Genomic DNA, 24,848 nt, shown 5'->3' on the forward strand with positions numbered 1-24,848 from the left:
TAATGTTTTAAATGATCGTGATACACAATAAGTAGATTAAAATGATTAAAAGTTACAAAGGTTACTAACTGGTAGTAGTGGTTATTCCTTACTTAAAAAATACTCTGAAAAAGATAAAAAGCTGTTCAAATAAGAACAGCCTTTTCATAGTATCAAAATCTTACTAAATATAGATGTAGATTATTCGATAATTATTTTTTTAGTTAAGGTCGTTGAGTCTTTTAAATAAAAAACTACAAAATATATACCTGCTATGTGGGGAATATCAATATTTTTGTCATTTGATTGAACTGCTTTTTCCATTATCAACTGTTGGCTGGTATTGAAAACTTTAACAGAATTAATCTTGTTTTCCAGACCATCAAAATAAATTTTTCCTTTTGTAGGACTAGGATAAATATTTAGATTTTTTTTATTATCGATTTCTGTTGTATTTAAAAATGAATCATAACCAAAGACTTTTACATAGCCTGCTCTGGTATTATTGGGGCTATCCGCACTATGTGCAGAAGTCATTACTTTATTAGATGTTTTAGAAATTTCGTTTACAATCATAAAATCATTATATCCTGCATTTACAGTATTGCCAAGCTGAGTATAAATCTGATTTGCCAGATCAATTTTATATACCAATAAACTACCGGAAATACTCTGATTCAAATTGTTTTTTATACTTGAAATCGCTACCAGATTATTGTCGGAGATACTTACATGCTTTCCAATCATTGCATCTGGAGCTCCTGTAATCTGTCCTACTTTTGTCCATAATCCATTAATTAAAGAATAAAATGTAACGGCTCCGTTATTTGTTGTTGTTCGGTTATAGAAATTATTTCCAATAGCGATGAGGTCCGAATTGGAATTTAATGAAAAAGATTCTCCAAAATGTCCGGCACTATTGTTGGTTTCTAAAATTGTTCCTCCATATTGTACCCACTGTCCGTTTTCATATTGGAAACTATGTAAAGTTCCTTTGCCTGGAGCACTTACAAAAAGCTTATTTCCATCAGGTGAAAGTTTGGTGGTACGCCCAAAGCCGTTTCCGTATCCAATATTTAAACTGTTTTCATTAATAACCCCAATTTCTGTCCACGTATTATTAATTTTTCTGACTATGTAGACTTTTCCGAGAGACATTTGATCACTTCCCAGATTATAATCTGTATAGGCAAAAGTATTCCCATCACCAGATATGGATGCGGAATATCCTACATTACTATTTACAGCTGATGTAAGATTCCATGTCATGGTCCATACTCCGTTTTGAAGCTCATAAATACAAATGTTTGTATTTGCAGTTGATACAAAATCGGATGTTGTAACAATAAAGGTATTCCCATTTTCAGAGAGATGTACATTATTTGACAGATAAGAGTTGTTGGGCCCATAGATATTTCCTGTCAAAGCCCAATTTCCATTGATCCAATCATATATTTTAATATTGCCTTTATGAGATCCCTGGTCATTATTAAAGGGAGTTCCAACTGCGATACGGTTTCCGTTATTTGACATACTGATAGATTCGCCGGACATTTCCACATTTGCTGTTCCATATAATGTAGATCCAATTTGAGTTTGTGCTATCAGGAACAAAGAATTTAGAAATAAAATCAAAACGTAAATATGTTTCATGGTAATTTTTTTTTTTTGCAAAACTAATTATAAAGAAGCTAAACTGAATTATCTTACTAAGAAATTTTTATATTTGCCCTATGATTTTACGCGGAGAAAACTTAATCAAAGAATACGGTCCTAAAAAAGTTGTAAAAGGCGTTTCTGTACAGGTTCAACAAGGAGAAATTGTTGGTTTGCTGGGTCCGAACGGAGCAGGAAAAACCACATCGTTTTATATGATCGTAGGGTTGGTTAAGCCTACTTCAGGAAAAATTTTTCTGGATAAACAGGAAATCACTACGGATGCGATGTACCGCAGAGCTCAGAAAGGTATTGGTTATCTTGCTCAGGAAGCTTCCGTTTTTAGAAAATTATCTGTAGAAGAAAATATTATGGGAGTTTTGCAACTAACAAAGCTTTCAAAGCGTGAGCAACAAATCAAATGTGACGAGCTGATTGAAGAATTTTCTTTACAGCATGTCCGTAAAAACAGGGGAGATCTTCTTTCAGGAGGAGAAAGACGTAGAACGGAAATCGCCCGTTGTCTTGCTACAAGTCCAAATTTTATTCTTCTCGATGAACCGTTTGCTGGAGTAGACCCGATTGCTGTTGAAGATATCCAGAAAATTGTAAGAAGCCTTGTCGATAAAAATATCGGAATTCTGATCACTGATCACAACGTACAACAGACTTTGGCTATTACGAACAAAACATACATCATGTTTGAAGGAAAGATCCTGAAAGAAGGTCTTCCGGAAGAACTTGCAAATGATCCGCAGGTAAGAGAAGCGTATCTTGGAGAGAACTTCGTGTACCAGAGTATTTTAGACAAGCCTAAAAAGAAAAAATATGCTTATAATATCTGGGCGGGAAATTTTGATTCTAAAGTTCAGTTTCAAGGTTTTGTAAATGAAAACTTTAAGCAATTTGATGATCTTAGACTGATGTACGGATTTGAAGACATTAGTTTTGCTTCACTGGCAAATTCAGAAATTGAACATATCTTTAATGATGTAGTAGACAAGAATGCAAATAATTCGTTTGTTTTCCAGAAAAAAGAGATTAATTCTCAATATTCCAAAGAGCAGGCTGAAGCAGATTCTAAAGAAGCAAGCAGACAGGAGCTGCATTATCTTACTACTTATATGTATGAAGGATAAAATGTAAGCAAATTATCAACAAAAAATAATAATAAAAACGTACCTTTTTCTCTTGAAAACGGTACGTTTTTCAGTTTAAATAGTTTCTATGGCAAAACCTTTTAACAGAACAGTTACCTTGTTCGGAATTTATAAACAGCTTGTCCCGTTCATAAGACCTTACCGGTTAATGATTTATGGAACCTTGTTTCTTACTTTTCTGGGAGCTCTTGCAGCACAGGTCAACCCATTGGTATTAAAGTATACGGTGGATGAGGTCACTAAACTGACACATCTTCCACACCCGATGTCGGAAGGAATTCATATCCTCATTATTATTTCTGTTATTTTATTGGGTAAAGAGCTGTTGAATATTTTCATCAACTTCGGACAGAAATTTTATGGAGAAAAAATCAGAATTAATGTCAGTTCTATACTGGCACAGTCAGCGATTGATAAAATTTTAACCTATAGAGTTGCCTATTTTAATGATGAAAACCATGAATCCGGAAAACTACAGATCAGAATAGATCGTGGAATAGAAAGCCTGACAAAGTTAGTTCAGAACTTTTTCATTGATATTCTGCCACTTTTTTCCAATGCAATTATTGCGCTGGTCATTATGTATATGCAGAATGTATATGTGGGAATTGTTTCTACCATTATTGTTCCGATTTATTTCTACATCAGTTCCTTGCAAGCAAAAAAGCTGGGCGGAGTTCGTCGCCAACTCAGAAATCAAAGGGAAAGAAAGACATCCGGATTGCTGAATCTGATCAACTCTATTATGGTGATTAAAAGTTTTGTTCGTGAAAAATTTGAGGGAAAAAAACAATATGATCTTCAGATGGAACTGATGGAAAGCCAGATGATAACAAGACGAACCAATTTTATTTATGATGGATTAAAAACTTTTATCGAACAATTTGGAGTAGTTTTAATCATTCTTCTGACGGTCTATCTCGTTCTTGATCAGCAAATGACAATTGGAGCTATTATGCTTCATATTATGCTTTTCAATAATGTTTCTGCACCTATTCGCCAATTACATAGGATTTATGATGATATGAACGATGCAATGATTTATGCAGAAGGATATTTTGATATTTTAAATGCTGACAGTGAAACTGAACCTAACGGAGATTTTACAGAAAAAGAAATTAAAGGAACTTTTGAATTAAAAAATGTAGACTTTACTTATCCTAACGGTACCAAAGCACTTCACAATGTTTCGATGAAGATTGAAAACGGAAAAACTACCGCTTTAGTAGGCTTAAGCGGTGCAGGAAAGTCAACGATCATTAATCTTTTATGTAAGTTTTATCTCCCTGATTCAGGTGAAATCATATTGGATGGAGTCAATTTAAATGATTTCAATAATACTTTTCTGAGAAGTGATCTGGGGCTAGTACTTCAAAGAAATCATATTTTCCAGGGAAGTATTGAAGATAATATCCGTTACGGAAATATGAATGCCAGCTTTGACGAAATTGAAGAAGCAGCCAAGAAAGCATATTTGCACGAGCAGATTTTGGATTTACCCAATCAATATCAGCATGACGCTACCCAGCTTTCAGGAGGACAGCAGCAGAGAATTGCGATTGCACGGTTATTTCTGAAAAATCCACCGATTATCTTTTTAGATGAACCTACAGCAAGTCTGGATGCCATTGCTACAGAACAGATCAAGAACTCACTTGATGCAATAAAAGAAGGGAGAACCGTCGTTATTATTTCCCATTCATTGTCACAAATTTTAGATTCAGATACAATTTATGTAATGAAAAAGGGAAGAGTCGTGGAAAATGGAACCCATGATGAACTTTATAACAGGGAGGGAGTCTACCGTGAAATTTTTGATGCCTCTGCAAGAAGTTTAAATCTTGATAAATTGGTCAATACGTTTAAAGAAAATTAAAAATAAAATCTCAGTTAGGAATAACTGAGATTTTGTACTGTAATAAAAATTTTAGTGAGTCTTTTCAGGAACCTGATAGGCTCCAACATCTGCTCCAAAAGCGATATTAATCCTGTTATAGCTATTGATTGCAATAACAGCCATCGTAAGATCTACCATTTCCGTTTCAGAGAAATATTGACTTACCTGAGAGTACATTTCATCTGAAACTTCCTGTCCGTTCAGAGAAGTAAGACGCTCTGCCCAGAGTAATCCCGCTTTTTCTTTATCAGTATAAAAAGAACATTCTCTCCAGGCGCTTACCAGAAATATTCTCTGTTCAGTTTCTCCTTTTGCTCTTAATTCTTTAGAGTGCATATCAAGGCAAAAAGCACATCCGTTCATTTGGGACACCCTGAAGTACAACAATTCCAGAAATGAATTGTCCAGTGATGAATTCTGTACCTGAAAGCCCATGTTGTGAAGTGCATTTACAGCTTTACTACCCATCGCAAATGCATTGATTCTTTGTGACATAATATTTGTTTTTGATTAATTATGAGACAAATGTAGAACTGAATTTTTCCGGATTTTTTTACAAATGATAAATTTTAAAAGGAAAGATTTTTGAAGCAGGAGGATGGGAGCGGGATGCTGGAAGTGACTATTAGGTAAATAACTTCTATTCTGGCTACAATAACTTCTTTCTTCCAGCATCCTTCCATTACAGCTTTTGTGCCCTTATTCTGCTTAATGATACCTGGGTAATTCCAATATAATCGGCAAGATCTCCCAGGCTGATCCTTTGGATAAGATCGGGTCTTTGTTTCAGAAAATTATGATAGCGTTCCTTGCCATCGTCTTCAAGCATTTCACTTATCCTTCCCATCATATTCACCGGAGCCTTTGAATAAAGTTTACTAAAAAGTGTTTCTGCGGAATGATACTTCCTGCATAATTTCTCAATCGTTTCTTTTGGAATTCGAAGAACTTCGGTAGGCTCCAGAGCAACAATCATATATTTTGACGGATGTCCGGTCAGAAAACCACTCAATTCTGCAAAGAATGAATGTTCTGCAAAAAAGGTCATGATGAAATCCTTATCACCATTGTCAAAAAATAACTTTACAAGTCCCTTTTCAATAAAATAAAAATAGCGGCAGGTTTCATCAGCTTTTAATAAAAAGTCACCCTTTCTGTACAATTTGGACTCTGAACTGGAGACCAGACCTTCCATTACAGCTTGTTCAGGTTTTAATATCTTTTCAATAGCTTGTATGAAGTGATTTTGGTGCATAAGGAAGAGTTTGTTTTCAGAAAATAAATTTAATAAAAAAGGTATGATATTGTAAGGGATAGATCAAAAAAGAATTTTAGTTTTGTTGTAGCAATTATGAATGATCATTATCTAAAGAAACTCGACCGGGTAACCGCCATTCTTACCCAGCTCCAGTCTAAGTCTGTTGTCAGAGCACAGGATTTGGCTGAAAAGTTTGATGTCAGTATCAGAACGATTTATCGGGATGTGAAAACACTGGAAAATGCAGGAATTCCGATCGTAGGGGAAGCCGGAAACGGTTATTCTTTGATGGAAGGATATAAACTTCCTCCGGTAATGTTTACGAAGGATGAGGTTCTGAGTTTTATCACGGCAGAAAAACTGATGCAAAAATTTTCTCACCAAAGTTTAGGAGATCATTACCAGACAGCAATGGAGAAAGTACGTTCAGTATTGAAATATTCGGATAAAAACTTAATTCAGAATATTGAAAAGCAAATTGATGTTTTTAATTTTCATACCCAACCTGAAGATTCTCTTAAAAATGTAATCCCTATTATTTTAGACAGTATTGCAGATAAAACCCAATTAACAATAGAGTATCAGACAGTAGATGCAAGAGTTAGCACCAGAACAATTGAAACCGTTGGTGTTTTTTTTGAATTTAATTTTTGGTATATCATGGCCTATTGCACCCTGAGAAATGATTTCAGACAATTCCGGATCGATAGAATTTTAAAAATTTCCAAAACGCAAAACCCGTTTTTACAGGAGTACGGTCAGGTGAATGATTATCGGAAAAAATCTCACAACCAAAAAGAGAAAGCTAAACTTTTAGTAGATAAAAAAATCATGTCTCATCTGGTAAACTCTAAAAGATACTACGGTCTCATCGAAGAAGTAGAAACATCTGAAGGAGTAGAACTTACTTTTGAAACAGAATGGATCAATGACGGATTTCCACGCTGGCTTATCACTTTTGCAGATTATGCAACTGTACTGGAACCGGAAAGACTTCGGACAAGGCTCAACGAGTTGCTCACAAAAATGACAGAAAGACATCAATAAAACCCCAGCTATGAGGCCGGGGTTGAAGTGACTTTTATTGACAATAGATGAAATGGTTTTTGTTGTTTTAAAATCTCTCCCAGAAGAAAGGGGGCTCAATACCTAAAGCTCTCAGATAAACATATCCCTGTGCACGGTGGTGGATTTCGTTGTCTATAAAATAAAGAACATTTTGATACACCGGAAATTCATATTCTCCGAACAGGTTGAAAGTCTCCTGAAAACGCTCTTCAGAAATCATATTGAAATAATGATTGATTACTTCTGTTTCTTCATCCCATTTCTTTAAAATATCTTCTTTAGTGCCTGGTTTGAAGCCTTCTTCATTGTAGGCCTCCATATTGTTGTCAATGATTCCTTTTAGGGCAGGTCCGGCAATGCCAATCAGCTCTGTTGCCATTTTAGCGAAGGGTCTCATACCACCAATTGAAAATTCAAATAAATCTTTTTCAGGAAAGGCTTCAATAACTCTTCTTGTAAGATTTCTGTGTCCTTGCCAATCTTCTAATAATTGATCAGATGTCATGAATTGTTTAGTGGCTGTTGCTGTAGTTGTCATAATTGTATGGTTTTTGTTTGTTATTGTTGATACAAAGGTAAGACCGGGTTATGACAACAGTTTGTCAGCAGGATTTTTGCCAATAAAAAATTTTTTATTTACTTATTAAAATATCCATACCTACTTTTCCGTTAGAAGAAAAGTGAATTAATAAAAAAAGAAATTGATCCATTAGAATAGCATTATGAAGAAGTATATTTTACCTGTAATGACAGGGCTTTTATTAATATCATGTAATAAAATTGAAGAAAAAATTGACCAGACCGTTCAAAAAACAACGGAGACGGTACAACAAAAAGCTCAGCAGGCAGTAGAAGAGACGGTAAAGAAAACAGTCAATGAATCTATCAATTCTTTAACAAATTCTCAGGATGTTAAATTGAATGATGTATTTCCTGGTACCGGAACTTCTGTAGTTTCAGAAGAAAAGGGGAAAAAGTTCACATTTCCTACCGGTTCTGAAGGATATATTTTTAAATATAAAGCAGATATAGCGGTCCTTCTTCCCGTTTTGGAGGGACAACCTACATCCAACGAAAACAAATCAGATAAGAAAGCCCGTAAAATTGATGGTCAGAGTATCATTGACAAAATAGATCTTGTATCAAAGTTTCTCCCTGAAAATACCATTGATACCAGTTTTTTAGAGGAAATCAAGACAGATAAAAATATTGAGTATTATAAGCTTAAGAGATTTCCCAACAGTAGTACTATTATCTACAACCCCCAAAATAAGACCGTATTACAGTATGTAGAGGTAAATAAATAATTTGGATATGGCCGGTTTTTACCGGCCATTTTTGTACATCGTCATTGCGAGCTATAGGTGAAGCAGTTCAATTTGCTGAAAATTACGTATCAGAAAGAATGAAATCACAGTTATTTATGATGTAAGTTAATCGCTTTTTCAAACATAATTAAGAAATTGTTACTACATTTCTTTTAATATTATTAATAAATTACTTGATGTTTGTGAATTTAATGCTTTTTGTAAATAAATACCATTTGTGTGGTTATGGAGTATTATTCACATCATATGATTTATTTTTATACTTAATGTTAATATTTTTACTAGATTTATTAAATAATTATCAATTTATATGAAAAAGGAATTATTTAATAAAAAAATCTGTGCACTGGTATTAAGCGGAGCTGGTGCAATGGGGTATGCTCAGGACAGCATAAAACAAAACAAAATAGATGAAGTTGTGGTTACAACGGGTAGAACTAAGCCCAGGACCATCATTACCTCAGCAATTCCTATTGATAATATTTCTGCTGTACAATTAAAATCCACAGGGCAAATTACTTTTGATAAAGCTTTAACCTATGCTGTCCCCTCTTTTAATTCATCACAACAAACTGTTTCTGATGCAACGGCTCATTTTGATCCGGCAGATTTAAGAGGATTAGGACCTTCCAGAACATTGGTTTTGGTTAATGGTAAAAGAAAAAATCAAAGTGCTTTAATTTATGTAAATGATACACCGGGAAAAGGTGAGGTGGGTACAGATCTGAAAAGCATTCCATCTGCTGCCTTACAGAATGTAGAGGTGTTGAGAGATGGTGCCTCTGCACAATACGGTTCTGATGCTATTGCAGGAGTGATCAATATTATTCTTAAGAACAGCATTGGAAAAAGTACAGTCAATCTTTTTTCAGGTATCACTTCAAAAGGAGATGGCTTTACTATCGGAGCAGATTTTAATACAGGAATCAGGGTTGCAAAAAATGGAAGTTTGAATCTTACACTGGGATATTCTTCTCAAAATAAAACGAACCGCGCAGGATCTGTTACAAAAGATGAACTTTTTGGCGTGGATAATGCCTGGACACAAGCTCATCCTGGTTTAGGAATGATTATAGGGCAGCCGGATACAAAAGTTGCTAATATGTTTGTCAATTTTGAATTGCCAACAAGTGAAACGGGCAAATTTTATGCTTTTGGGGGGACAACTTACAGGAATGGAACGAGTTATGCTTTGTATAGAACGCCCTATTGGGTAACTTCAGATTTTGGTTTATTAACTCCAAAAGGACAACCTTACAATGGATTTCAGCCGGAATTTAAAACAGATGTTTATGATTATAACCTGACTTCCGGATGGAAAGGGATGTTTGGAAAATGGAGTTTTGATGGGAGTGCAACCTTTGGTTCTAATGCGGTAAATTATGTTGTAGGAAACACCATTAATACATCTTTGGGTGCAAATTCACCGACCCGTTTTAAAGCAGGTGGCCATCAGTTTAGTAATATTATTGGAAACATAGATATCAGCCGGGATTTTGGTGCACTTGTTTTAGGAGCTGGAGCAGAAGTGCGCAATGAAAACTATCAGGCTACAGCAGGAGAGGAAGCATCTTATATAGGAAGTGGTGCAGAATCATTTCCAGGACTGCAACCTCAAAACGAAGTCAATAAAAATCGTCAGAATATCGGAGCTTATATAAATGCGGAATGGGATATTACAAAAAACTTGTTATTGGGAGGAACAGTGAGATATGAAAACTTTAGTGATTTTGGAAATAATGTTTCCTGGAAAGGAAATGCCAGATATAAATTGCTGGATGATAAATTAGTTTTCCGGGGGTCTGTTTCTACAGGATTTCGGGCACCTTCATTACACCAGATTTATTATTCCAATGTTCAAACCAAAATCACAGGAAATACTGTAGCGAATCAGGGGACTTTCAATAATGACTCTCAAATTGTAAGATCTGATCTTGGGGTACCAAAATTAAATGCTGAAAAAGCCTTTAATATTACCGGGGGATTTGCCGTAAAACCTTTTAAAAACCTTACTATTACAGCAGACTATTATAGAATAAAAATTAAAGACCGGGTACTTTTCTCAGGAGATATTGGTTACAAAACCGGTACTCCGGGGAATCCGGATATAGCAAACCCTGTGGAAGTAATATTAGACAATAATAAAATAACCTCTTTGAAGTTTTTCACCAATGCGGTAAATACAGTTACTCAAGGGATAGATTTCGTTGCTAATTATTATACTGCTATTGGGAAAGGAAGATTGGGAATTATTGGTGCTTTCAATTATAACGAAACAAAAATAGTAGATAATATTGCTGTTCCACCGATTTTGGCTGAAAATGGTTACTCAGAAAACTTTTTTGATAGAAAAGAACAATCCAGAATTACCTCTGCAAGGCCAAAAACAAAAACTATTCTTAGTCTTTCGTATGATATTTCTAAGTTTAATTTTAACCTTAATAATACTTACTTTGGTTCTGTGACATGGCAGCACGCAACTGATCCTGCCAAAGATCAGACCTTTTCTGGTAAGGTAGTTACGGATATCGTTTTAACATATAAAATCACACAAGACCTTAAAGTTTCCGGGGTTGTAAATAATTTATTTAATATTTATCCGGATGTAATAGACAGCAAAGGAGATGTAGTAACTGATCTTGGAGGAAGGTTCAGATATCCTTGGGAGGTGAATCAGTTTGGATTTAACGGAACAACTTTTCAGCTTAATGTTAATTATACTTTTTAATCTATACATAAAGGATGGGCATGTTTGTTATCGTGCCTTACGAAGGCAAAGTAATCCCGAAAGATATAAAATCCGCATATGCAAATATAACTGACATTAATTTCTAATGTCAGTTTTGTTTTTTCAGATAGAATAGGAAGTTATTGCTACATTTTACTTTTACATTGTGTAAAAAAAAGTATTTTAGTAGTATGAAAATTTATACAAAAACAGGAGATAAAGGTCAGACGGCATTATATGGTGGAACGAGAGTTTCTAAAGCCAGTGCAAGAGTAGACAGTTATGGAAATATAGATGAGCTGAATTCATTCATTGGGATTGCAAAAAGTCATATTGAAGATAAAGAGGTTTTACAACAATTAAAGAAAATTCAGTTTGATTTATTTACCGTAGGCTCAGAGGCTGCAACACCGGTAGATAAATTAATGTTGGCGAATGGAAAATCACGTCTTCCGATTATCATTTCTGAAACAGAAATCGAGGAATTGGAACATTGGATGGATGCTTTTGAAGAAAAATTGGAGCCGCTTCAGTTTTTTATTCTTCCCGGAGGTGGAAAACCAGCTACTTTTTTACATGCAGCAAGAACTATTTGCAGGAGAGCGGAACGTTCTCTGGTATTTTTAAATGAATCAGAGGAAGTACGCCCTGAATTAATTAAATATCTTAACAGACTTTCAGATTATCTTTTTGTATTAGCAAGATATATTTCAAAATTAAACAACGAACCGGAAGAATACTGGAACCCGAATGAGAGATAGAGTATTACTTTTCATCAACGGAGATGCTCCAAAATCTTATCCGAACCCAGATGATTATGAATTGATTGCCTGTACAGATGGTGCTTTTCATTATTTAAAAAGAATGGGATTTCCTTTGGGTAAACTGGATTTTGTTTCCGGTGATTTTGATTCGCATTCCGGATCTGATGAAAATATTTATGAGGAGAGATTTATCCATACGCCGGATCAGAATAAGACAGATTTTCACAAAGCATTGGATATTATTGTAGAAAAGGGCTATAAGAAAGTTGATGTTTTAGGCGGAAGTGGAGGAGAACAGGATCATTTTCTCGGAAACCTGACAGTTGCCTACGCCTTTAAAGATAGTATGGATTTGAAATTTTATGATGAGTTTTCAGAATATTATTTCATCCCTAAAAATTATGTAGCAAAAGGAGTTAAGGATAAGATGATTTCATTATATCCGTTTCCTGTTGTAGAAAATATTACAACAAAAGGGTTAAACTGGCCCTTGATGAATGGAAGTTTAAGTATCACCTCACAAATAGGAACCAGAAACTTCGCTGTCGAAGATGAGGTTTCTATTGAATATGAAAAAGGTGATTTACTAATTTTTATTGGAAAAAACTATTTGTGATTTGATCGGATATATCCTGTAATGATCATTTTTACCAACAAAATTATGGATTAAATATGTTATCTTTATCAATAGAAACGGGCGTTAGCCCGTTTTATTAAAAGAAAATCAATCCATTGGCTTTAGCCAAAACATAAAATATTTGATCACAAAAGCTTGACATTTCTTAAGTCTTAAAAATTTACTACCTTTTGTGGAGAAACAAAAAATCTATTGAATACATTAATCAAAATATCGGTTCTCTCTATTTTATTATTCTGTGTTTTCTCCTGTAAAACACAGCACTTTGAAACACCTGAATATGGCAAAAATGAAATTGAGAAAACGATTACCGTTAAAAAGGTTTATAATTTCCGGGCTGTAGGAAATATGAAAAATATTGAAGGAAGGGCTTTAAAGCAGGATTTTTTCTACAGAAGTGGACAGCTTTCCAAATTGAAGAAGGGTTCTTTTGCACAAATAGAAAACCTGGGAATCAAAGAAGTTATTGATCTGAGAAATTCTAAAGAAATAGCTCAGAAACCGGATCATCTTCCAAAAGAGATTATGTACAAAAATTATTCAGCTTTTGAAGATGAGGGAGATCAGTTGGATCAGGCAAAAAAGCTTGTGCTAAAAGGAAAAGTAAACGGAGCCGATGCCGATCAAAGAATGATAGATTTTTACAGAGAATATGTCACGGAAAATCCTGTAATCATAAAGAAAATTATTACAGAAACTTTAGAATCTAAAAATCCCGTTTTATATCATTGTACTGCCGGTAAGGACAGAACAGGAATTGTTACAGCATTGATTCTGACCATTCTGAGGTTTGATAAAGAAACAATCTACAACGAATACCTTTTATCTAATAATTACAGAAAAGATCTTGTTCAGAAAAGACTTAGGCTGGCAAATAATTTACACTTCCTATATCCCAAAATGGATATACAGGTCTTGGAGAAACTCAGTTGGGTAGAAAAAAGGTATCTTGATGCTGCTTTTGGGGAGATCAATAAAAAGTATGGCTCAACGGATGCTTACATTCAACAGGCTTTAGAAATTTCTGAAACCAAGAGAAGGGAATATATTGAAAAGTTTACCTACTGATTATCAGGTTCAAAAAAAACTAAAGGGCGATATCCTTTTATTATAGAAAATTATAATAATTTTAACATCCAAAAATCAAACTTTTTTAGCAATTTTGCATTTCTTAATTCACTTGTTTAGAAATGAAAATAAAGTACTCGGAACTTATTGATCAGACATTATATTTTCCTACTGAGGAGTTTAATGTTTCTGAGAACAATTTGTTGTTTCACGATGTTCCATTGATGGACGTTGTTGAGCAATTTGGCACTCCGCTAAAGATTAGCTATCTGCCGAGAATTTCTCAAAATATTCAAAAAGCGAAAAGCTGGTTTAAAGAAGCTTTTGAAAAAATTGAATATAAAAAGAATTATACCTACTGTTACTGTACAAAATCCAGTCATTTCAATTTCGTATTGGAAGAGGCTTTGAAGAATGATATTTCGATAGAAACGTCTTCTGCCTATGACATGGATATTGTTAAATCTCTTTATGAGAAAGGGAAGGTTGATAAAAATATTGAAGTAATCTGTAATGGATTCAAAACGGATGATTATCTGACGAACATTTCAGATATGATCAATAATGGCTTTGGAAACATTACTCCGATTCTGGATAATTACCGTGAACTGGATAAGCTTACAGAAAGTATAGACTCTACATTCAATATCGGAATCAGAATTGCATCAGAAGAAGAGCCGAAGTTCGAATTTTATACCTCAAGATTAGGAATAGGATATAAAGATATTATTCCTTATTACAGCCAGAAGATTGCTGAACACCCGAATGCAAGATTGAAAATGCTTCACTTCTTCATTAATACAGGAATCAAAGATACTTCTTACTACTGGAACGAGTTGTATAAATGTCTTCGTGTATATGCACGTTTGAAGAAAATTGCTCCTGAGGTCGATTCATTGAACATCGGAGGTGGTTTCCCAATCAAAACTTCTTTGAACTTTGATTACGATTACCAATATATGGTAGAAGAAATTGTTTCTCAGATCAAAAAATTCTGTGAAGAAGAAGGAGTAGAAGAACCCAATATTTATACTGAATTCGGAAGCTTTACTGTTGGAGAAAGTGGAGCGAACCTTTATAAAATCATTTCTCAGAAACGTCAGAATGACAGAGAAAAGTGGAATATGATCGATTCTTCTTTCATGACAACACTTCCTGATACATGGGCAATTTCAAGACACTTTATCATGCTTCCGTTAAACCGTTGGGAAGATAGCTACGAAAGAGTATTCCTGGGAGGATTAACGTGTGATTCAGACGATTATTATAACTCTGAACAGCATACCAATGCCATTTATTTACCGGTTTTCAGTGATACGAAGCCTTTGTATATCGGATTCTTCCATACCGGAGCTTACCAGGAAACCATCGGAGGCTATGGTGGTGTACACCACTGTCTGATGCCTCAGCCAAGACATGTCCTGATTCAGAAAGATGAAAACGGGGAATTACAATATGAGATTTTCCGTGAAAAACAGGAACCGGAAGATATATTGAAACTTTTGGGGTATAAATAATTGTATGATCAATAGAAACGGGCTCTAGCCTGTTTACAAAAATAATAAGCTTTAGCCAAAACTTATACCAAACAAAAGCTCTCAGATTCTGAGAGCTTTTTATATTTAAAAATATTTTGAAATCTTATCTAATTCCAATTCTTCATAATCAGAAATTACAGTATCTGCAAGGGTATAATCCTGATTTTTTGAGTGCGGGCTTCTGTAGGCAGCACAGAAAATTTTAGCCCGATGTGCGGCAAGAATTCCGTTGGTAGAATCTTCGATAACCATGCAGTTTTCTATAGATTCACCTGCCATTTCAGCAGCCAATAAGAAAACTTCAGGATGAGGTTTTGACTCTTTTAAATCGGCACCACTGATTTTTCCACTGAAATACTTTTCAAGCTCAAACTTTTCAAAGACCATATTGATGGTAGTCATCGTTGCAGAAGAGGCAAGAATCAGTTTTATTCCATTTTCATGATAATGCTGAATAAGTTGTCTTACACCAGGAATTAAATCAAACTCATCATCATTGTAAAAATAATCTTTGAAATGAGCCCGTTTAATGCCTGCGATCGTTTCGTACGTCTGATTTAAATTAAATTCATTGATCAATGTTTCTGAGACCCTTTTGGTAGAAGCCCCTGTGAAAGAGGTGTATAGGTCTTCGGAAACAGCAATTTCCAATTCATCAAACGTTTTGAAGTAGGCTTTTCTATGCAATGGTTCTGTGTCTACAATGACCCCATCCATATCGAAAAGAACAGCTTTTAAAGACATTTTTTAAGTTTTCACAAAAATAGGAGTTTGAATTGAAAAGCGAAAATTGAAAGTTGAAAAATAGTAGTGAGAAATAGAATTATTTTTATGTAATGGGCAGGCTGGAGGAAAGATTGGGTTCTGGAAATTATTTTCTGTGTTCTTTCCGTTCTCAATTTTCAATTTTTCATTTTCAACTCTCAACTTCTTCGTATCTTTGTGGTCAATATTTCAATCTTAAAACATTAAAATTTTAAAATAAAAGATGAGAACATACGCTGGAATTCCTGAAGAAAACGCAACGTTGGAGAATTCAAAAGTAATGTTGGTAACAGTTCCTTACGATGGAACTTCAACATGGGGGAAAGGAGCAGATAAAGGACCTGAATTATTCTTAGACGCTTCTGAAAATATGGAGCTTTATGACATTGAAACTCAAACTGAGCCTTACCTTCAGGGGGTATATTTGGCTGGAGAAGTTTCTGAAAATTCTACACCTGAAGCGATGACAGAAGCTGTTTATCAAAAAACAAAAGAGCTTTTGAATAATGAAGGTAAGGTATTCACTTTATTCGGGGGAGAGCATTCTGTTTCTATCGGTTCTATCCGTGCAGTAGGTGAGAAATTTGAAAACCTTACCGTTCTTCAGTTAGATGCCCACACAGACTTACGTCCTGACTTCCACGGTTCTACTTCTAATCACGCTTGTGCAGTGTTTGAAGCGAATCAGAAGCATAACTTAGTACAGGTGGGAATCCGTTCTATGGACGCTGAAGAAGCTCAATACCTACCGGAAGGGAGAGTATTCTTTGCGCACGAGATTGCCAACAACGAAAACTGGGTGAATGATGTATTAGAGAAAGTTTCAGGAAACGTATATATTACAATCGACCTTGATGCTTTTGATCCATCTATTGCTCCATCTACGGGAACTCCGGAACCAGGCGGATTACAATGGTATCCTACATTGGAATTATTAAGAAAAGTATTTGAAAAATGTAATGTAGTAGCATTTGACATTGTAGAATTAATGGATTCTCCAATGGCTAAACCAACTGCTTTCTTAGCAGCTAAGCTATATTACAAAATGCTTGCATACAACGATATTTATAACAACAACTAATATTCCGCAAGAATCGGATTTTTTCTGCCGTATATTCTTTGGAAATTTGTGAGGTAAAATAATAATACAATGTCCACACAAAGTCAGATAGATTATAACAGAATTGCTAAGGCGATAGAATATATCCAAAGCAATTTCAGGCTTCAGCCAAGTTTGGAGGAAGTGGCAGAGAATATTCACTTAAGTCCCGCCCATTTTCAGAAAATCTTTACAGATTGGGCAGGAACAAGTCCGAAAAAATTTTTACAGTTCATCAGTCTTGAGCATGCTAAAAATTTACTGAAGGAAGAAAAAGCAAGCTTGTTTGATACCGCATACGAGACAGGCCTATCCAGTACAAGCAGACTTCATGATTTGTTTGTAAACATTGAAGGTATGTCTCCGGCAGAATATAAAAACGGTGGAAAAAGCCTGACGATTAATTATAGTTTTTCCGAAAGTCCTTTTGGATCCATATTGGTTGCATCAACAGAAAAAGGAATCTGTTTCATGGCTTTTGAAAACGATACAGAAAAAGCATTAGGGGAGCTGAAACAAAAGTTCCCCAATGCTTCTTTTTTTGAAAAACAGGATGCTCTTCAAAAAAATGCATTGTCTATATTCAGTGAAGACTGGACGAAGCTTAATACGATTAAACTTCATTTAAAAGGTACCGATTTTCAACTTAAGGTTTGGGAGAGTTTATTGACCATTCCTATGGGAAAACTATCTACCTATGGCAGCCTGGCTGAAAAAATTGGAAATCCCAAAGCATCCAGAGCGGTGGGAACAGCAATTGGAAGTAATCCGGTAGCATTTCTTATTCCGTGTCATCGTGTTATTCAGTCTACGGGACATCTTGGAGGTTATCGATGGGGGAGTGACCGTAAACAACTGATTGTAGGCTGGGAAAGTTCACACGTTTACTCTTAATTATCTTTCGTCAAAAGCACATTCTATTCAGGTAAAGAATATTCAATATTAAGTTTTGGCTAAAGCCAATGGATTGCTTGTTTCGATTGAACGGACTAAAGTCCGTTGCTATTGATGCAGAAATCATTGTGTTATTGGTCAAATATTTGCGTGATTTGTGTTTAATAAAAAGTCATACAATTTTACAAATTAAAAATTATGATGAGTCTCTTTGAAAATATCTCGGATTATCCTTTAAATATACTTCCACATGACGGAACCGTTCATTATTACGGGAAGGTTTTTTCTAAAGAAAAATCAGATTTTTATTATGATTATCTATTGAACCAGATTCCATGGGAGAATGATGAAGCAATCATCTTTGGAAAACTGATTCTCACCAAACGAAAAGTAGCCTGGTTTGGAGAAAAAGCTTTTGAATATACCTATTCAAAAAGAACAAAATATGCTCAATTCTGGACACCGGAATTATTGGAACTGAAGAAAAAATGTGAAGAAGTTTCTGGTGAAACTTACAATTCATGTCTTCTTAATCTATACCATGACGGAAGTGAAGGTATGGCTTACCATAGCGATGGTGAAACTGATCTAAAAAAACATGGAGCGATTGCTTCTTTAACTTTTGGAGCTGAAAGAAAGTTTTTATTTAAGCATAAAACAACCAAAGAAAAGGTTGAAATATTCCTGGAAAACGGAAGTTTATTAATTATGAAAGGAGCTACTCAGGATAACTGGCTTCACAGGCTACCTCCCACCACGAAAGTAAAAACACCCCGAGTAAACCTGACCTTCAGAACAATTGAGGAATAATGATAAGAGATATTTTATCCACAATGTCTGTCAATCTGTAGGAATCTCAATCTCCATCAATAGAAGTGGGCTTTAGCCGATTTGCCAAATAAATTAAAATTCATATGGCTTTAGCCAAAACCTAGAAAATAAACCGTAAGTATTCAAAAAAAGCTGTTCAAACGAACAGCTTTTCTGATTTATTTCAAAACTTCAGCTTCAATAGAACTGTCATCATATACTTTAATAAATGCTTTGGTGTAATCTTCTTTGGTCGCAAAATTCGGATTATCCGTAAATTTCTGTGGATTGATGGCGAAAAGCGGGAACCATGTACTGCTGATTTGAATCTGGATTTTATGCCCTTTTTTGAAGGTATGAACGACGTCCTGAAGTCTGAAGTTAACTGCTGTTTTATGATTAGCAATCAAGGCTTCTCCTTTTTCTCTTGTATTTCTGAATCTGGCAGGCATAATTTCACTTCTTACCATCTGGTGGTAGTTTCCGTAAATAACACCCTCTTTCTTTTCTGTAGGTTTGAAATCTTCAGGATATACGTCGATCAGTTTTACAGCAAAATCAGCATCCGTGGAAGAAGAGGCAATATTTAATTTAGCCATAATTTCACCGGCAAAAGTAATATCCTCAGTCAATACATCTGTTGTAAATGTAAGAACATCCGGTCTTCCCACTGCGAATCTCTGATCTTCGGACATATAATTTTTTGGAGTAAAACCATTGAAATCTTTTAAATGATCTGAGCTTAAAACAGGATTATTAGGATCACTGTAATATTCAGAATATCCTTGTCCGGAGGTTTTTTTCAATGTTTTATCAGCTAAATAAAAATTAACTTTCTGAGCATTTTTAGGTGGATAAGAAGCAAATTCTTTCCATTCTTTAGCTCCGGTATCATACATCAAAGCTTCAGGAAGCCCTGCATCTTCTTTGGTATTTCCTTTGAGATAATGGTTGAAAAATTTTGTTTCAACATTTTTTTGATAATGCGTTGCAATACTGTCACCGAAATAAGTCTCACTGTGAAAGTGTTTCCCTTGTTCCTGCGACCAACCACCATGAGAAAAAGGTCCCATAACAATAGTATTCTTCGCTTTTGGACTCGTCTTTTCGATTGTTTTGTAAATATTTAACGGGCCTGACAGATCTTCTGCATCAAACCAACCTCCAACAGTCATTACTGCATGGTTGATATTCTTCAGATGAGGAAGGAGGTTTCTTTTTTGCCAGAATTCATCATAGTTGGTATGATTCATAATTTCTGTCATGAAAAAATTATTCTTGTAATATTTTTCATAAGCATCTTTCAATGTTCCAAGATCTCTGTAGAATTTTAAGCCATCTTCAGACGTTTGTTTAATGAAAGAATCCATATACCAGGCTTTGTTTTCCGGTTTAGTCTTCTGAACCCCGAATACCGGAAAGGTTCTGAAATATCCCAGCATAAATCTTCCGTTGTGAAGAAAGTCATCATTCCAGAAATCAGAAATAGGAGCCTGTGGGGAAGAGGCTACTAAAGCAGGGTGTTGTGCTAATGTTCCTACAGCAGTATAAAAACCCGGATATGAAGTTCCAAACTGACCTACTTTTCCATTATTGTCTTTTACATTCTTCAAAAGCCATTCAATGGTATCATAAGTATCCGTACTCTCGTCCACATCTTTTTTAGTTTTACGTTCAACCTGAGGAGTCATATTGGTAAAAGTCCCTTCACTCATATATCTTCCCCGTACATCCTGGTAGACAAAAATATATTTGTCTTTCATCAGATAAGTATTCGGGCCGATTTTCACTTTGTATTCATTTTCACCATAAGGAGCCACGCTGTAGCAGGTTCTCTGCATCAGAAAAGGATACTTATTTTTATTGGAAATATCTTTGGGAACATACACAGAAGTGAAAAGCTTAACCCCATCACGCATGGGAATATAAAATTCTTTTTTGGTGAAATTTTCTTTCACAAAGTTATCTTTCTGTTCAGCAGTTTGTGCCTTTCCAAGAAGGAAAAATAGAATAAATAAAACTGAAATATGGATTTTCATAGAAAAAATTTACGGCTAATTTAGAAATAAAAATACTCTTATTGCAGCTTATTCTGCGAATCTTCTTCTAAAAATTAAATATGATTGTACTCTTCAGAGGACAATCCGGGATTTTCGAGGAAAAGTAAGTGTGCTTCTCAACAGGTTGCAGTCAACTTAAGTGTCAGAAAACTTTTATAACTAATGAATGAGATGGCTTTACCTTCAACTCTCAATAACGAAAAAAGCCGGAAAAATTCCGGCCATAATAGTGAAAATATATAAAAGTATGGTGTTTATAATTTTTTCCCAGCAAATTTATTCAGCTTCATACTGATGGAAAACATAATATATCGCTTCAGAATCAGATCTTCTCTGTCTTCAAAATAAGAATCTGTGATGGTTCTTCTCACACTTTGATTCTGATTAAGTACATCATAAATTTTCACTTTGGCAGTGAATTGTTTCTTAAAGAATGAATATCCTAAACTGGTATTCCAGAAATAGAAATCCTTTTTGAAGCCGGGAGCAATGTTGGAGTTGGTATTGTATTCAAAATCATTTCCGAAAACGAATCTGCTCTGAAACAGATAATTGGTTAGTTCCAGTTTTAAAGATTGATTGGCGGTATTGACCCTGTCAACATTATAATTGGTGTAATTGGAAAAGCTATACCCAAGTCGGTATGACGGTTTTATAGTAATCTTGTCTTTGATTTCATATACAAGATTCAACCCTGGATTAAGGCTATAGGAATGGCTTGTATAGGATTGTCCGTTAATGAATCCGTTATTATAGGTATAGTTCATTGTAAATCTCGGACTCATGCTAAATTTTTTGTCATTCCATTTAAATGTTTTTGTGAGACCTCCTCCCGCATTTACATTTTTATTGCCACTCACGTTGTCATAGGTCACGATTTGCTTTCCGGTGTCATCATATTTAGAATAATTGATGATATCATTATTTCTATAAGTAAAGCCAACATTGACGAAATAATTGATATTTTTTACCTTATTATAATTGCTGAAATAAAAAGACAGGCTGTTCGTCCATGTATTTTTCAAATCAGGATTTCCGGTGTAAGTACTTAGAGGGTTAGACTCATCTCTGTAAGGAGTCAGTTGTTCCGCACTTGGAATGGTAAAATTCGAATAGTTATATATACTTAAGTTTTTACCTTCGGAAAGTTGATAATAGAAATTCACATTATATCCAGGGAGAGCAAAGCTTTTCTGAAGATTATATTGCTGACCGTTAAAAATGGAATTTACATTCATATCAGAAATATCAAGATTCAAAGAAGCCCAGAGGTTCAGTTTACTTTTACTGAGTTGAAAGGTCATTTCGGGCGATATTTGATTAATTCTCTGTTTCATACTTTTAGACAAAAGCATATTATATTTCGAGTATTGTCCGGTAGTGTTATCAAAATCATTTACATTTCTCAGGTCACTGGATGATCTGTTCTCATATTTCACTTCAAGGCTTACAGTAGCAGAATCGGAAATAGGTTCGGTATATCCTGCGCTGAAACCAAAATTACTATTCTGATTTTTGTTTTTTGTAACCTGATCCCTGTTGTCAAACGTATTTCCTGAATCCTGATAAAATGTATTCTGAGACTGGATCAAATTATTTGTTTTGGATTCTGAAATGGAAGTGTTGATGTTGGAAGAAATGACACGTCCTCTTTTTTTGAATCTTTTAGAGAAATAAATACTGGGTGTAAAAGTATTGTTTTCAGATTCATTACTCGAATAAGAACTACTTTCATTCAATAGGGTGTTACCTTTTAAAGTTGACGATTGTGAGTCGTTAATAGTCAAAGTTTTATTTTTGGTAAATCCCGGTGAAATGTAAATATTAGTCAGAGAATCCAGTTTGATTCGGGCTGAAGTATTAAAACTATATTGTTTAGAGTCACTGCTTCCGGTATTTTCAGATTGAGTCTGAAGTGTGTATTGCGGAAGAAGAGTAGACCGGGAAACTTTGGATTTCGTTTCTGTATTGGAATTATTATACATGAAACTGAAAGTGTCGAGATCAGCTTCTTTACCTAATTGATCACTATAATTCAATCCAATAGTTGAGGAACGTTGTATTCCTTTTGTACCACTGCTTTGGCTGTTTCCGGATCCACCGGAACCCACCCAGGAATTTCTGCCACTTCCCATACTATCAAAAACCTCATCACGGGAAAATCCTTGTGAGTTGATATTGTTTGAAGAAGCCAATAGACTGATTTTAGTATCTCCTTTAAAATAGCTTACAAGTCCGCTTGCCTCGTAGCGTTTATCAGAACCATACCCAACAGTAAGCCTGGAAAGAAAGCCTTTATTCTTCTTTTCATCAATATTAAAGTTGACTGTTGTTTTTTGAGATTTGGGCGTTTTTCCACTCAGTTCTTCCTCTTTTGTCTTGGTGGTGGTAAACTGAATATTTTTGATAATATCCGCCGGAAGATTCTGAAGTGCAATTTTACCATCTTTATCAAAGAACGGCTTTCCGTTGATCATAATTTGGTCAACCTCTTTTCCATTAGCCGTTATTTTACCTTCATTGCTGATTTCGACACCGGGTATCTGTTTCAGCAATTCTTCAATTTTACTGTCAGGACGCACCTTGATAGAGGCGGCATTAAATTCTATGGTATCCTTTTTTATTTTAACCGGAGAAACTGTAATTTTTACCTCATCAATAGTGTTGATCCTATTTTTTTGAAGTTGAATATCTTCTAAAGATAATGATTGTGTGATTTTTTCAAACTTTTTTGAATAGGGCGATAATTTTTCTGCATCAATTCTCAGGAACGAAGGTTCATTGATATGATCTGTTTTAAGTGAAAATTTACCTTCTTTGTTAGTTGCAGTATAATTGACAATTGAAGAATCTTTTTCTTTCAACAGATAGACCGTAGCATTTTCAACAGGTTGTTTTTCAAAGTCTGATACTTTGCCGTCAATATGGAATTGCTGAGCATGCAAAATAAAGGCAGTGAATATCAATGTCCATAATAATAAGATTTTCTTCATTGAGTCCTTTTTCAAAGCGCTAAAAATAAAAAAACATCCCAACATAGGGATGTTTCTTTTGAAATATTTCTTGAAAATTATATTTTCTACAAAATTATGCTTTCAAATATCTTGAATAAGCATATCCTTCCTGACCTTCAGCAGTTTTCACTTTCCACCAGTCATCAGAAGTTTGTTCAATTAAAGTAACAGATGAACCTTTTGCAGCTTTTCCTACAACAGCAGCTTCCGTAGAAGGCTCTTGTCTGATGTTAAGGTTAGATTCATCAGTAGCTACTGTTAAAGAAGCTCCTGAAGCAAGACCTGCAACCTGTACATCGATATTGATATCTGAAGCAGAATACGTAGAGTCAATAGCTCCTAAAGCATTCCATACTGCATCTTTAGCTGCTGTATTGGAAGCATTTCCGGAAACATAAAGGATTCCGTCCTGCTCCTGAACCTGAAGATTTGAAATTCCTGCAGATTGTGCAGCAGAAACTACGCTTGAATATTTATCTTGTAAGCTCATCTTAAATTATTTTACAATTAAGTTATTGTTATACTTTCCGATTTTCAAAGCATCTACAGATTCTTTGATTTTTCTTGCTTGTTGACCAGAAACATTTCCAGTAAGGGTAAGTTGTCCGTTCACAACTTCTACTTTTACGGTAGGGAAATCTTTTACGGCATCCTGAACTTTTTTCTGAACAGCAGGATCTACAGCAGAAGTAGTTTCAACTGGTGCAGGTGCTGCAGCTATAGTAGACATATCCATAACGTCTTTTACTCCGTTGATTGCTTTTAATTTTGCAATCATTGCATCCTTAGACTGTTGATCAGCAAAAGTTCCGCTTAAGTGAGCTACACCTTCTTTTACTTCAACAGAAGCACCGGGATTAGAAGTTACTACAGTTGTAGCCTGAGTCTGAAGGTCGGCATCAGAAATTTTCTTTTTACAAGAAACCGCTCCGAAAGATACAGCTACAGCTAAGGCAGCCATTGCGATAGTTTTTTTCATATTGTATATTTATTAATGTTGTTATACAATCAAATGTAATAATAAAATTTATACCAAAGGAATAAAAATTCAATAAATGTTTTTTAATTTTTTTACAATATTTTCTAAATCAAGGATTTAATTTTTATGTTTCAAAAACTTACGAT

General features: G+C 34.8%; 20 protein-coding genes and 1 pseudogene. 12 read left to right on the top strand and 9 right to left on the bottom strand.

All coding sequences use genetic code 11. The features are described from left to right. Positions 1 to 180: 180 nt before the first annotated feature. A complete protein-coding gene (locus C1631_RS10625; RefSeq protein ID WP_109712054.1) occupies positions 181 to 1,632 on the bottom strand; it encodes a T9SS type A sorting domain-containing protein in 1,452 nt (483 codons plus the stop codon). 80 nt (positions 1,633 to 1,712) lie between these two features. Here C1631_RS10625 and lptB point away from each other — a divergent pair. Both lptB and C1631_RS10635 read left to right on the top strand, forming a co-directional pair. Further along, a pseudogene (lptB, locus tag C1631_RS10630) lies at positions 1,713 to 2,438 on the top strand (LPS export ABC transporter ATP-binding protein); the annotation flags it as partial. 505 nt (positions 2,439 to 2,943) lie between these two features. Continuing rightward, positions 2,944 to 4,671: an ABC transporter ATP-binding protein gene (locus C1631_RS10635; protein ID WP_109712361.1), complete on the top strand. Its 1,728-nt coding sequence runs from the start codon at positions 2,944 to 2,946 to the stop codon at positions 4,669 to 4,671. A 51-nt stretch (positions 4,672 to 4,722) separates the two neighbouring features. Here the strand turns inward: C1631_RS10635 and C1631_RS10640 are convergent, their stop codons facing one another. Next, complete coding sequence (locus tag C1631_RS10640) at positions 4,723 to 5,187, bottom strand: carboxymuconolactone decarboxylase family protein (RefSeq protein ID WP_103248872.1); 465 nt, start codon at positions 5,185 to 5,187, stop codon at positions 4,723 to 4,725. A gap of 187 nt (positions 5,188 to 5,374) precedes the next feature. Beyond that, on the bottom strand, positions 5,375 to 5,947 hold the full coding sequence (locus C1631_RS10645; protein ID WP_109712056.1) for a Crp/Fnr family transcriptional regulator: 573 nt from the start codon (positions 5,945 to 5,947) through the stop codon (positions 5,375 to 5,377). Between the two features lie 96 nt (positions 5,948 to 6,043). Between C1631_RS10645 and C1631_RS10650 the strand changes: the two genes are divergently transcribed. Continuing rightward, positions 6,044 to 6,997, top strand: coding sequence for a helix-turn-helix transcriptional regulator (locus tag C1631_RS10650; protein WP_103249853.1), 954 nt, complete (start codon positions 6,044 to 6,046; stop codon positions 6,995 to 6,997). 67 nt (positions 6,998 to 7,064) lie between these two features. Here C1631_RS10650 and C1631_RS10655 read toward each other — a convergent pair whose 3' ends face one another. Beyond that, a complete protein-coding gene (locus C1631_RS10655) occupies positions 7,065 to 7,556 on the bottom strand; it encodes a DinB family protein (protein WP_103249852.1) in 492 nt (163 codons plus the stop codon). 184 nt (positions 7,557 to 7,740) lie between these two features. On the opposite strand from C1631_RS10655, the gene C1631_RS10660 reads away from it, so the two are divergent. The 6 genes from C1631_RS10660 to C1631_RS10685 all read left to right on the top strand — a co-directional run bounded on the left by C1631_RS10660 (position 7,741) and on the right by C1631_RS10685 (position 15,060). After that, entirely contained in the window at positions 7,741 to 8,325 is a 585-nt protein-coding gene (locus C1631_RS10660) for a hypothetical protein (protein WP_109712058.1), read from the top strand. Between the two features lie 331 nt (positions 8,326 to 8,656). Further along, entirely contained in the window at positions 8,657 to 11,074 is a 2,418-nt protein-coding gene (locus tag C1631_RS10665) for a TonB-dependent receptor plug domain-containing protein (RefSeq protein WP_109712060.1), read from the top strand. Between the two features lie 191 nt (positions 11,075 to 11,265). Then, a complete protein-coding gene (locus C1631_RS10670; RefSeq protein ID WP_103248184.1) occupies positions 11,266 to 11,835 on the top strand; it encodes a cob(I)yrinic acid a,c-diamide adenosyltransferase in 570 nt (189 codons plus the stop codon). Continuing rightward, on the top strand, positions 11,825 to 12,454 hold the full coding sequence (locus tag C1631_RS10675; RefSeq protein ID WP_103248183.1) for a thiamine diphosphokinase: 630 nt from the start codon (positions 11,825 to 11,827) through the stop codon (positions 12,452 to 12,454). The genes C1631_RS10670 and C1631_RS10675 overlap by 11 nt, the downstream gene beginning before the upstream one ends. Before the next feature lie 213 nt (positions 12,455 to 12,667). Next, positions 12,668 to 13,543: a tyrosine-protein phosphatase gene (locus tag C1631_RS10680; RefSeq protein ID WP_103248182.1), complete on the top strand. Its 876-nt coding sequence runs from the start codon at positions 12,668 to 12,670 to the stop codon at positions 13,541 to 13,543. 122 nt (positions 13,544 to 13,665) lie between these two features. After that, positions 13,666 to 15,060 (top strand): type III PLP-dependent enzyme domain-containing protein, encoded by a 1,395-nt coding sequence (locus C1631_RS10685; protein WP_103248181.1) that lies wholly within the window; start codon positions 13,666 to 13,668, stop codon positions 15,058 to 15,060. Positions 15,061 to 15,165: 105 nt separating this feature from the next. Here the strand turns inward: C1631_RS10685 and C1631_RS10690 are convergent, their stop codons facing one another. After that, positions 15,166 to 15,825, bottom strand: a complete 660-nt coding sequence (locus C1631_RS10690) for an HAD family hydrolase (protein ID WP_109712062.1) — start codon at positions 15,823 to 15,825, stop codon at positions 15,166 to 15,168. Between the two features lie 244 nt (positions 15,826 to 16,069). Between C1631_RS10690 and speB the strand changes: the two genes are divergently transcribed. The 3 genes from speB (at position 16,070) to C1631_RS10710 (ending at position 18,649) form a co-directional block, all read left to right on the top strand. Next, positions 16,070 to 16,927, top strand: a complete 858-nt coding sequence (gene speB / locus C1631_RS10700) for an agmatinase (RefSeq protein WP_103248178.1) — start codon at positions 16,070 to 16,072, stop codon at positions 16,925 to 16,927. Between the two features lie 69 nt (positions 16,928 to 16,996). Further along, positions 16,997 to 17,839, top strand: coding sequence for a bifunctional helix-turn-helix domain-containing protein/methylated-DNA--[protein]-cysteine S-methyltransferase (locus tag C1631_RS10705; RefSeq protein ID WP_109712066.1), 843 nt, complete (start codon positions 16,997 to 16,999; stop codon positions 17,837 to 17,839). Positions 17,840 to 18,040: 201 nt separating this feature from the next. Next, positions 18,041 to 18,649, top strand: a complete 609-nt coding sequence (locus tag C1631_RS10710; RefSeq protein ID WP_109712068.1) for an alpha-ketoglutarate-dependent dioxygenase AlkB family protein — start codon at positions 18,041 to 18,043, stop codon at positions 18,647 to 18,649. 179 nt (positions 18,650 to 18,828) lie between these two features. Here the strand turns inward: C1631_RS10710 and C1631_RS10715 are convergent, their stop codons facing one another. The 4 genes from C1631_RS10715 to C1631_RS10730 all read right to left on the bottom strand — a co-directional run bounded on the left by C1631_RS10715 (position 18,829) and on the right by C1631_RS10730 (position 24,702). Next, on the bottom strand, positions 18,829 to 20,688 hold the full coding sequence (locus C1631_RS10715; protein WP_109712069.1) for a CocE/NonD family hydrolase: 1,860 nt from the start codon (positions 20,686 to 20,688) through the stop codon (positions 18,829 to 18,831). Between the two features lie 275 nt (positions 20,689 to 20,963). Continuing rightward, on the bottom strand, positions 20,964 to 23,702 hold the full coding sequence (locus tag C1631_RS10720; RefSeq protein WP_109712363.1) for a TonB-dependent receptor: 2,739 nt from the start codon (positions 23,700 to 23,702) through the stop codon (positions 20,964 to 20,966). Positions 23,703 to 23,796: 94 nt separating this feature from the next. Then, entirely contained in the window at positions 23,797 to 24,213 is a 417-nt protein-coding gene (locus C1631_RS10725) for an SH3 domain-containing protein (RefSeq protein WP_103248230.1), read from the bottom strand. 6 nt (positions 24,214 to 24,219) lie between these two features. Then, positions 24,220 to 24,702: a BON domain-containing protein gene (locus C1631_RS10730; RefSeq protein WP_103248231.1), complete on the bottom strand. Its 483-nt coding sequence runs from the start codon at positions 24,700 to 24,702 to the stop codon at positions 24,220 to 24,222. Positions 24,703 to 24,848: the final 146 nt, after the last annotated feature.

Origin of the sequence: Chryseobacterium phosphatilyticum (assembly GCF_002899825.2) — a bacterium.
Lineage (GTDB): Bacteria > Bacteroidota > Bacteroidia > Flavobacteriales > Weeksellaceae > Chryseobacterium > Chryseobacterium phosphatilyticum.

Bases quoted from the DNA above. Each gene is read 5' to 3' on its own strand.
- C1631_RS10625 (WP_109712054.1), bottom strand. From the start codon at position 1,632: ATGAAACATATTTACGTTTTGATTTTATTTCTAAATTCTTTGTTCCTG.
- C1631_RS10635 (WP_109712361.1), top strand. From the start codon at position 2,944: ATGATTTATGGAACCTTGTTTCTTACTTTTCTGGGAGCTCTTGCAGCA.
- C1631_RS10640 (WP_103248872.1), bottom strand. From the start codon at position 5,187: ATGTCACAAAGAATCAATGCATTTGCGATGGGTAGTAAAGCTGTAAAT.
- C1631_RS10645 (WP_109712056.1), bottom strand. From the start codon at position 5,947: ATGCACCAAAATCACTTCATACAAGCTATTGAAAAGATATTAAAACCT.
- C1631_RS10650 (WP_103249853.1), top strand. From the start codon at position 6,044: ATGAATGATCATTATCTAAAGAAACTCGACCGGGTAACCGCCATTCTT.
- C1631_RS10655 (WP_103249852.1), bottom strand. From the start codon at position 7,556: ATGACAACTACAGCAACAGCCACTAAACAATTCATGACATCTGATCAA.
- C1631_RS10660 (WP_109712058.1), top strand. From the start codon at position 7,741: ATGAAGAAGTATATTTTACCTGTAATGACAGGGCTTTTATTAATATCA.
- C1631_RS10665 (WP_109712060.1), top strand. From the start codon at position 8,657: ATGAAAAAGGAATTATTTAATAAAAAAATCTGTGCACTGGTATTAAGC.
- C1631_RS10670 (WP_103248184.1), top strand. From the start codon at position 11,266: ATGAAAATTTATACAAAAACAGGAGATAAAGGTCAGACGGCATTATAT.
- C1631_RS10675 (WP_103248183.1), top strand. From the start codon at position 11,825: ATGAGAGATAGAGTATTACTTTTCATCAACGGAGATGCTCCAAAATCT.
- C1631_RS10685 (WP_103248181.1), top strand. From the start codon at position 13,666: ATGAAAATAAAGTACTCGGAACTTATTGATCAGACATTATATTTTCCT.
- C1631_RS10690 (WP_109712062.1), bottom strand. From the start codon at position 15,825: ATGTCTTTAAAAGCTGTTCTTTTCGATATGGATGGGGTCATTGTAGAC.
- speB (WP_103248178.1), top strand. From the start codon at position 16,070: ATGAGAACATACGCTGGAATTCCTGAAGAAAACGCAACGTTGGAGAAT.
- C1631_RS10705 (WP_109712066.1), top strand. From the start codon at position 16,997: ATGTCCACACAAAGTCAGATAGATTATAACAGAATTGCTAAGGCGATA.
- C1631_RS10710 (WP_109712068.1), top strand. From the start codon at position 18,041: ATGAGTCTCTTTGAAAATATCTCGGATTATCCTTTAAATATACTTCCA.
- C1631_RS10715 (WP_109712069.1), bottom strand. From the start codon at position 20,688: ATGAAAATCCATATTTCAGTTTTATTTATTCTATTTTTCCTTCTTGGA.
- C1631_RS10720 (WP_109712363.1), bottom strand. From the start codon at position 23,702: ATGAAGAAAATCTTATTATTATGGACATTGATATTCACTGCCTTTATT.
- C1631_RS10725 (WP_103248230.1), bottom strand. From the start codon at position 24,213: ATGAGCTTACAAGATAAATATTCAAGCGTAGTTTCTGCTGCACAATCT.
- C1631_RS10730 (WP_103248231.1), bottom strand. From the start codon at position 24,702: ATGAAAAAAACTATCGCAATGGCTGCCTTAGCTGTAGCTGTATCTTTC.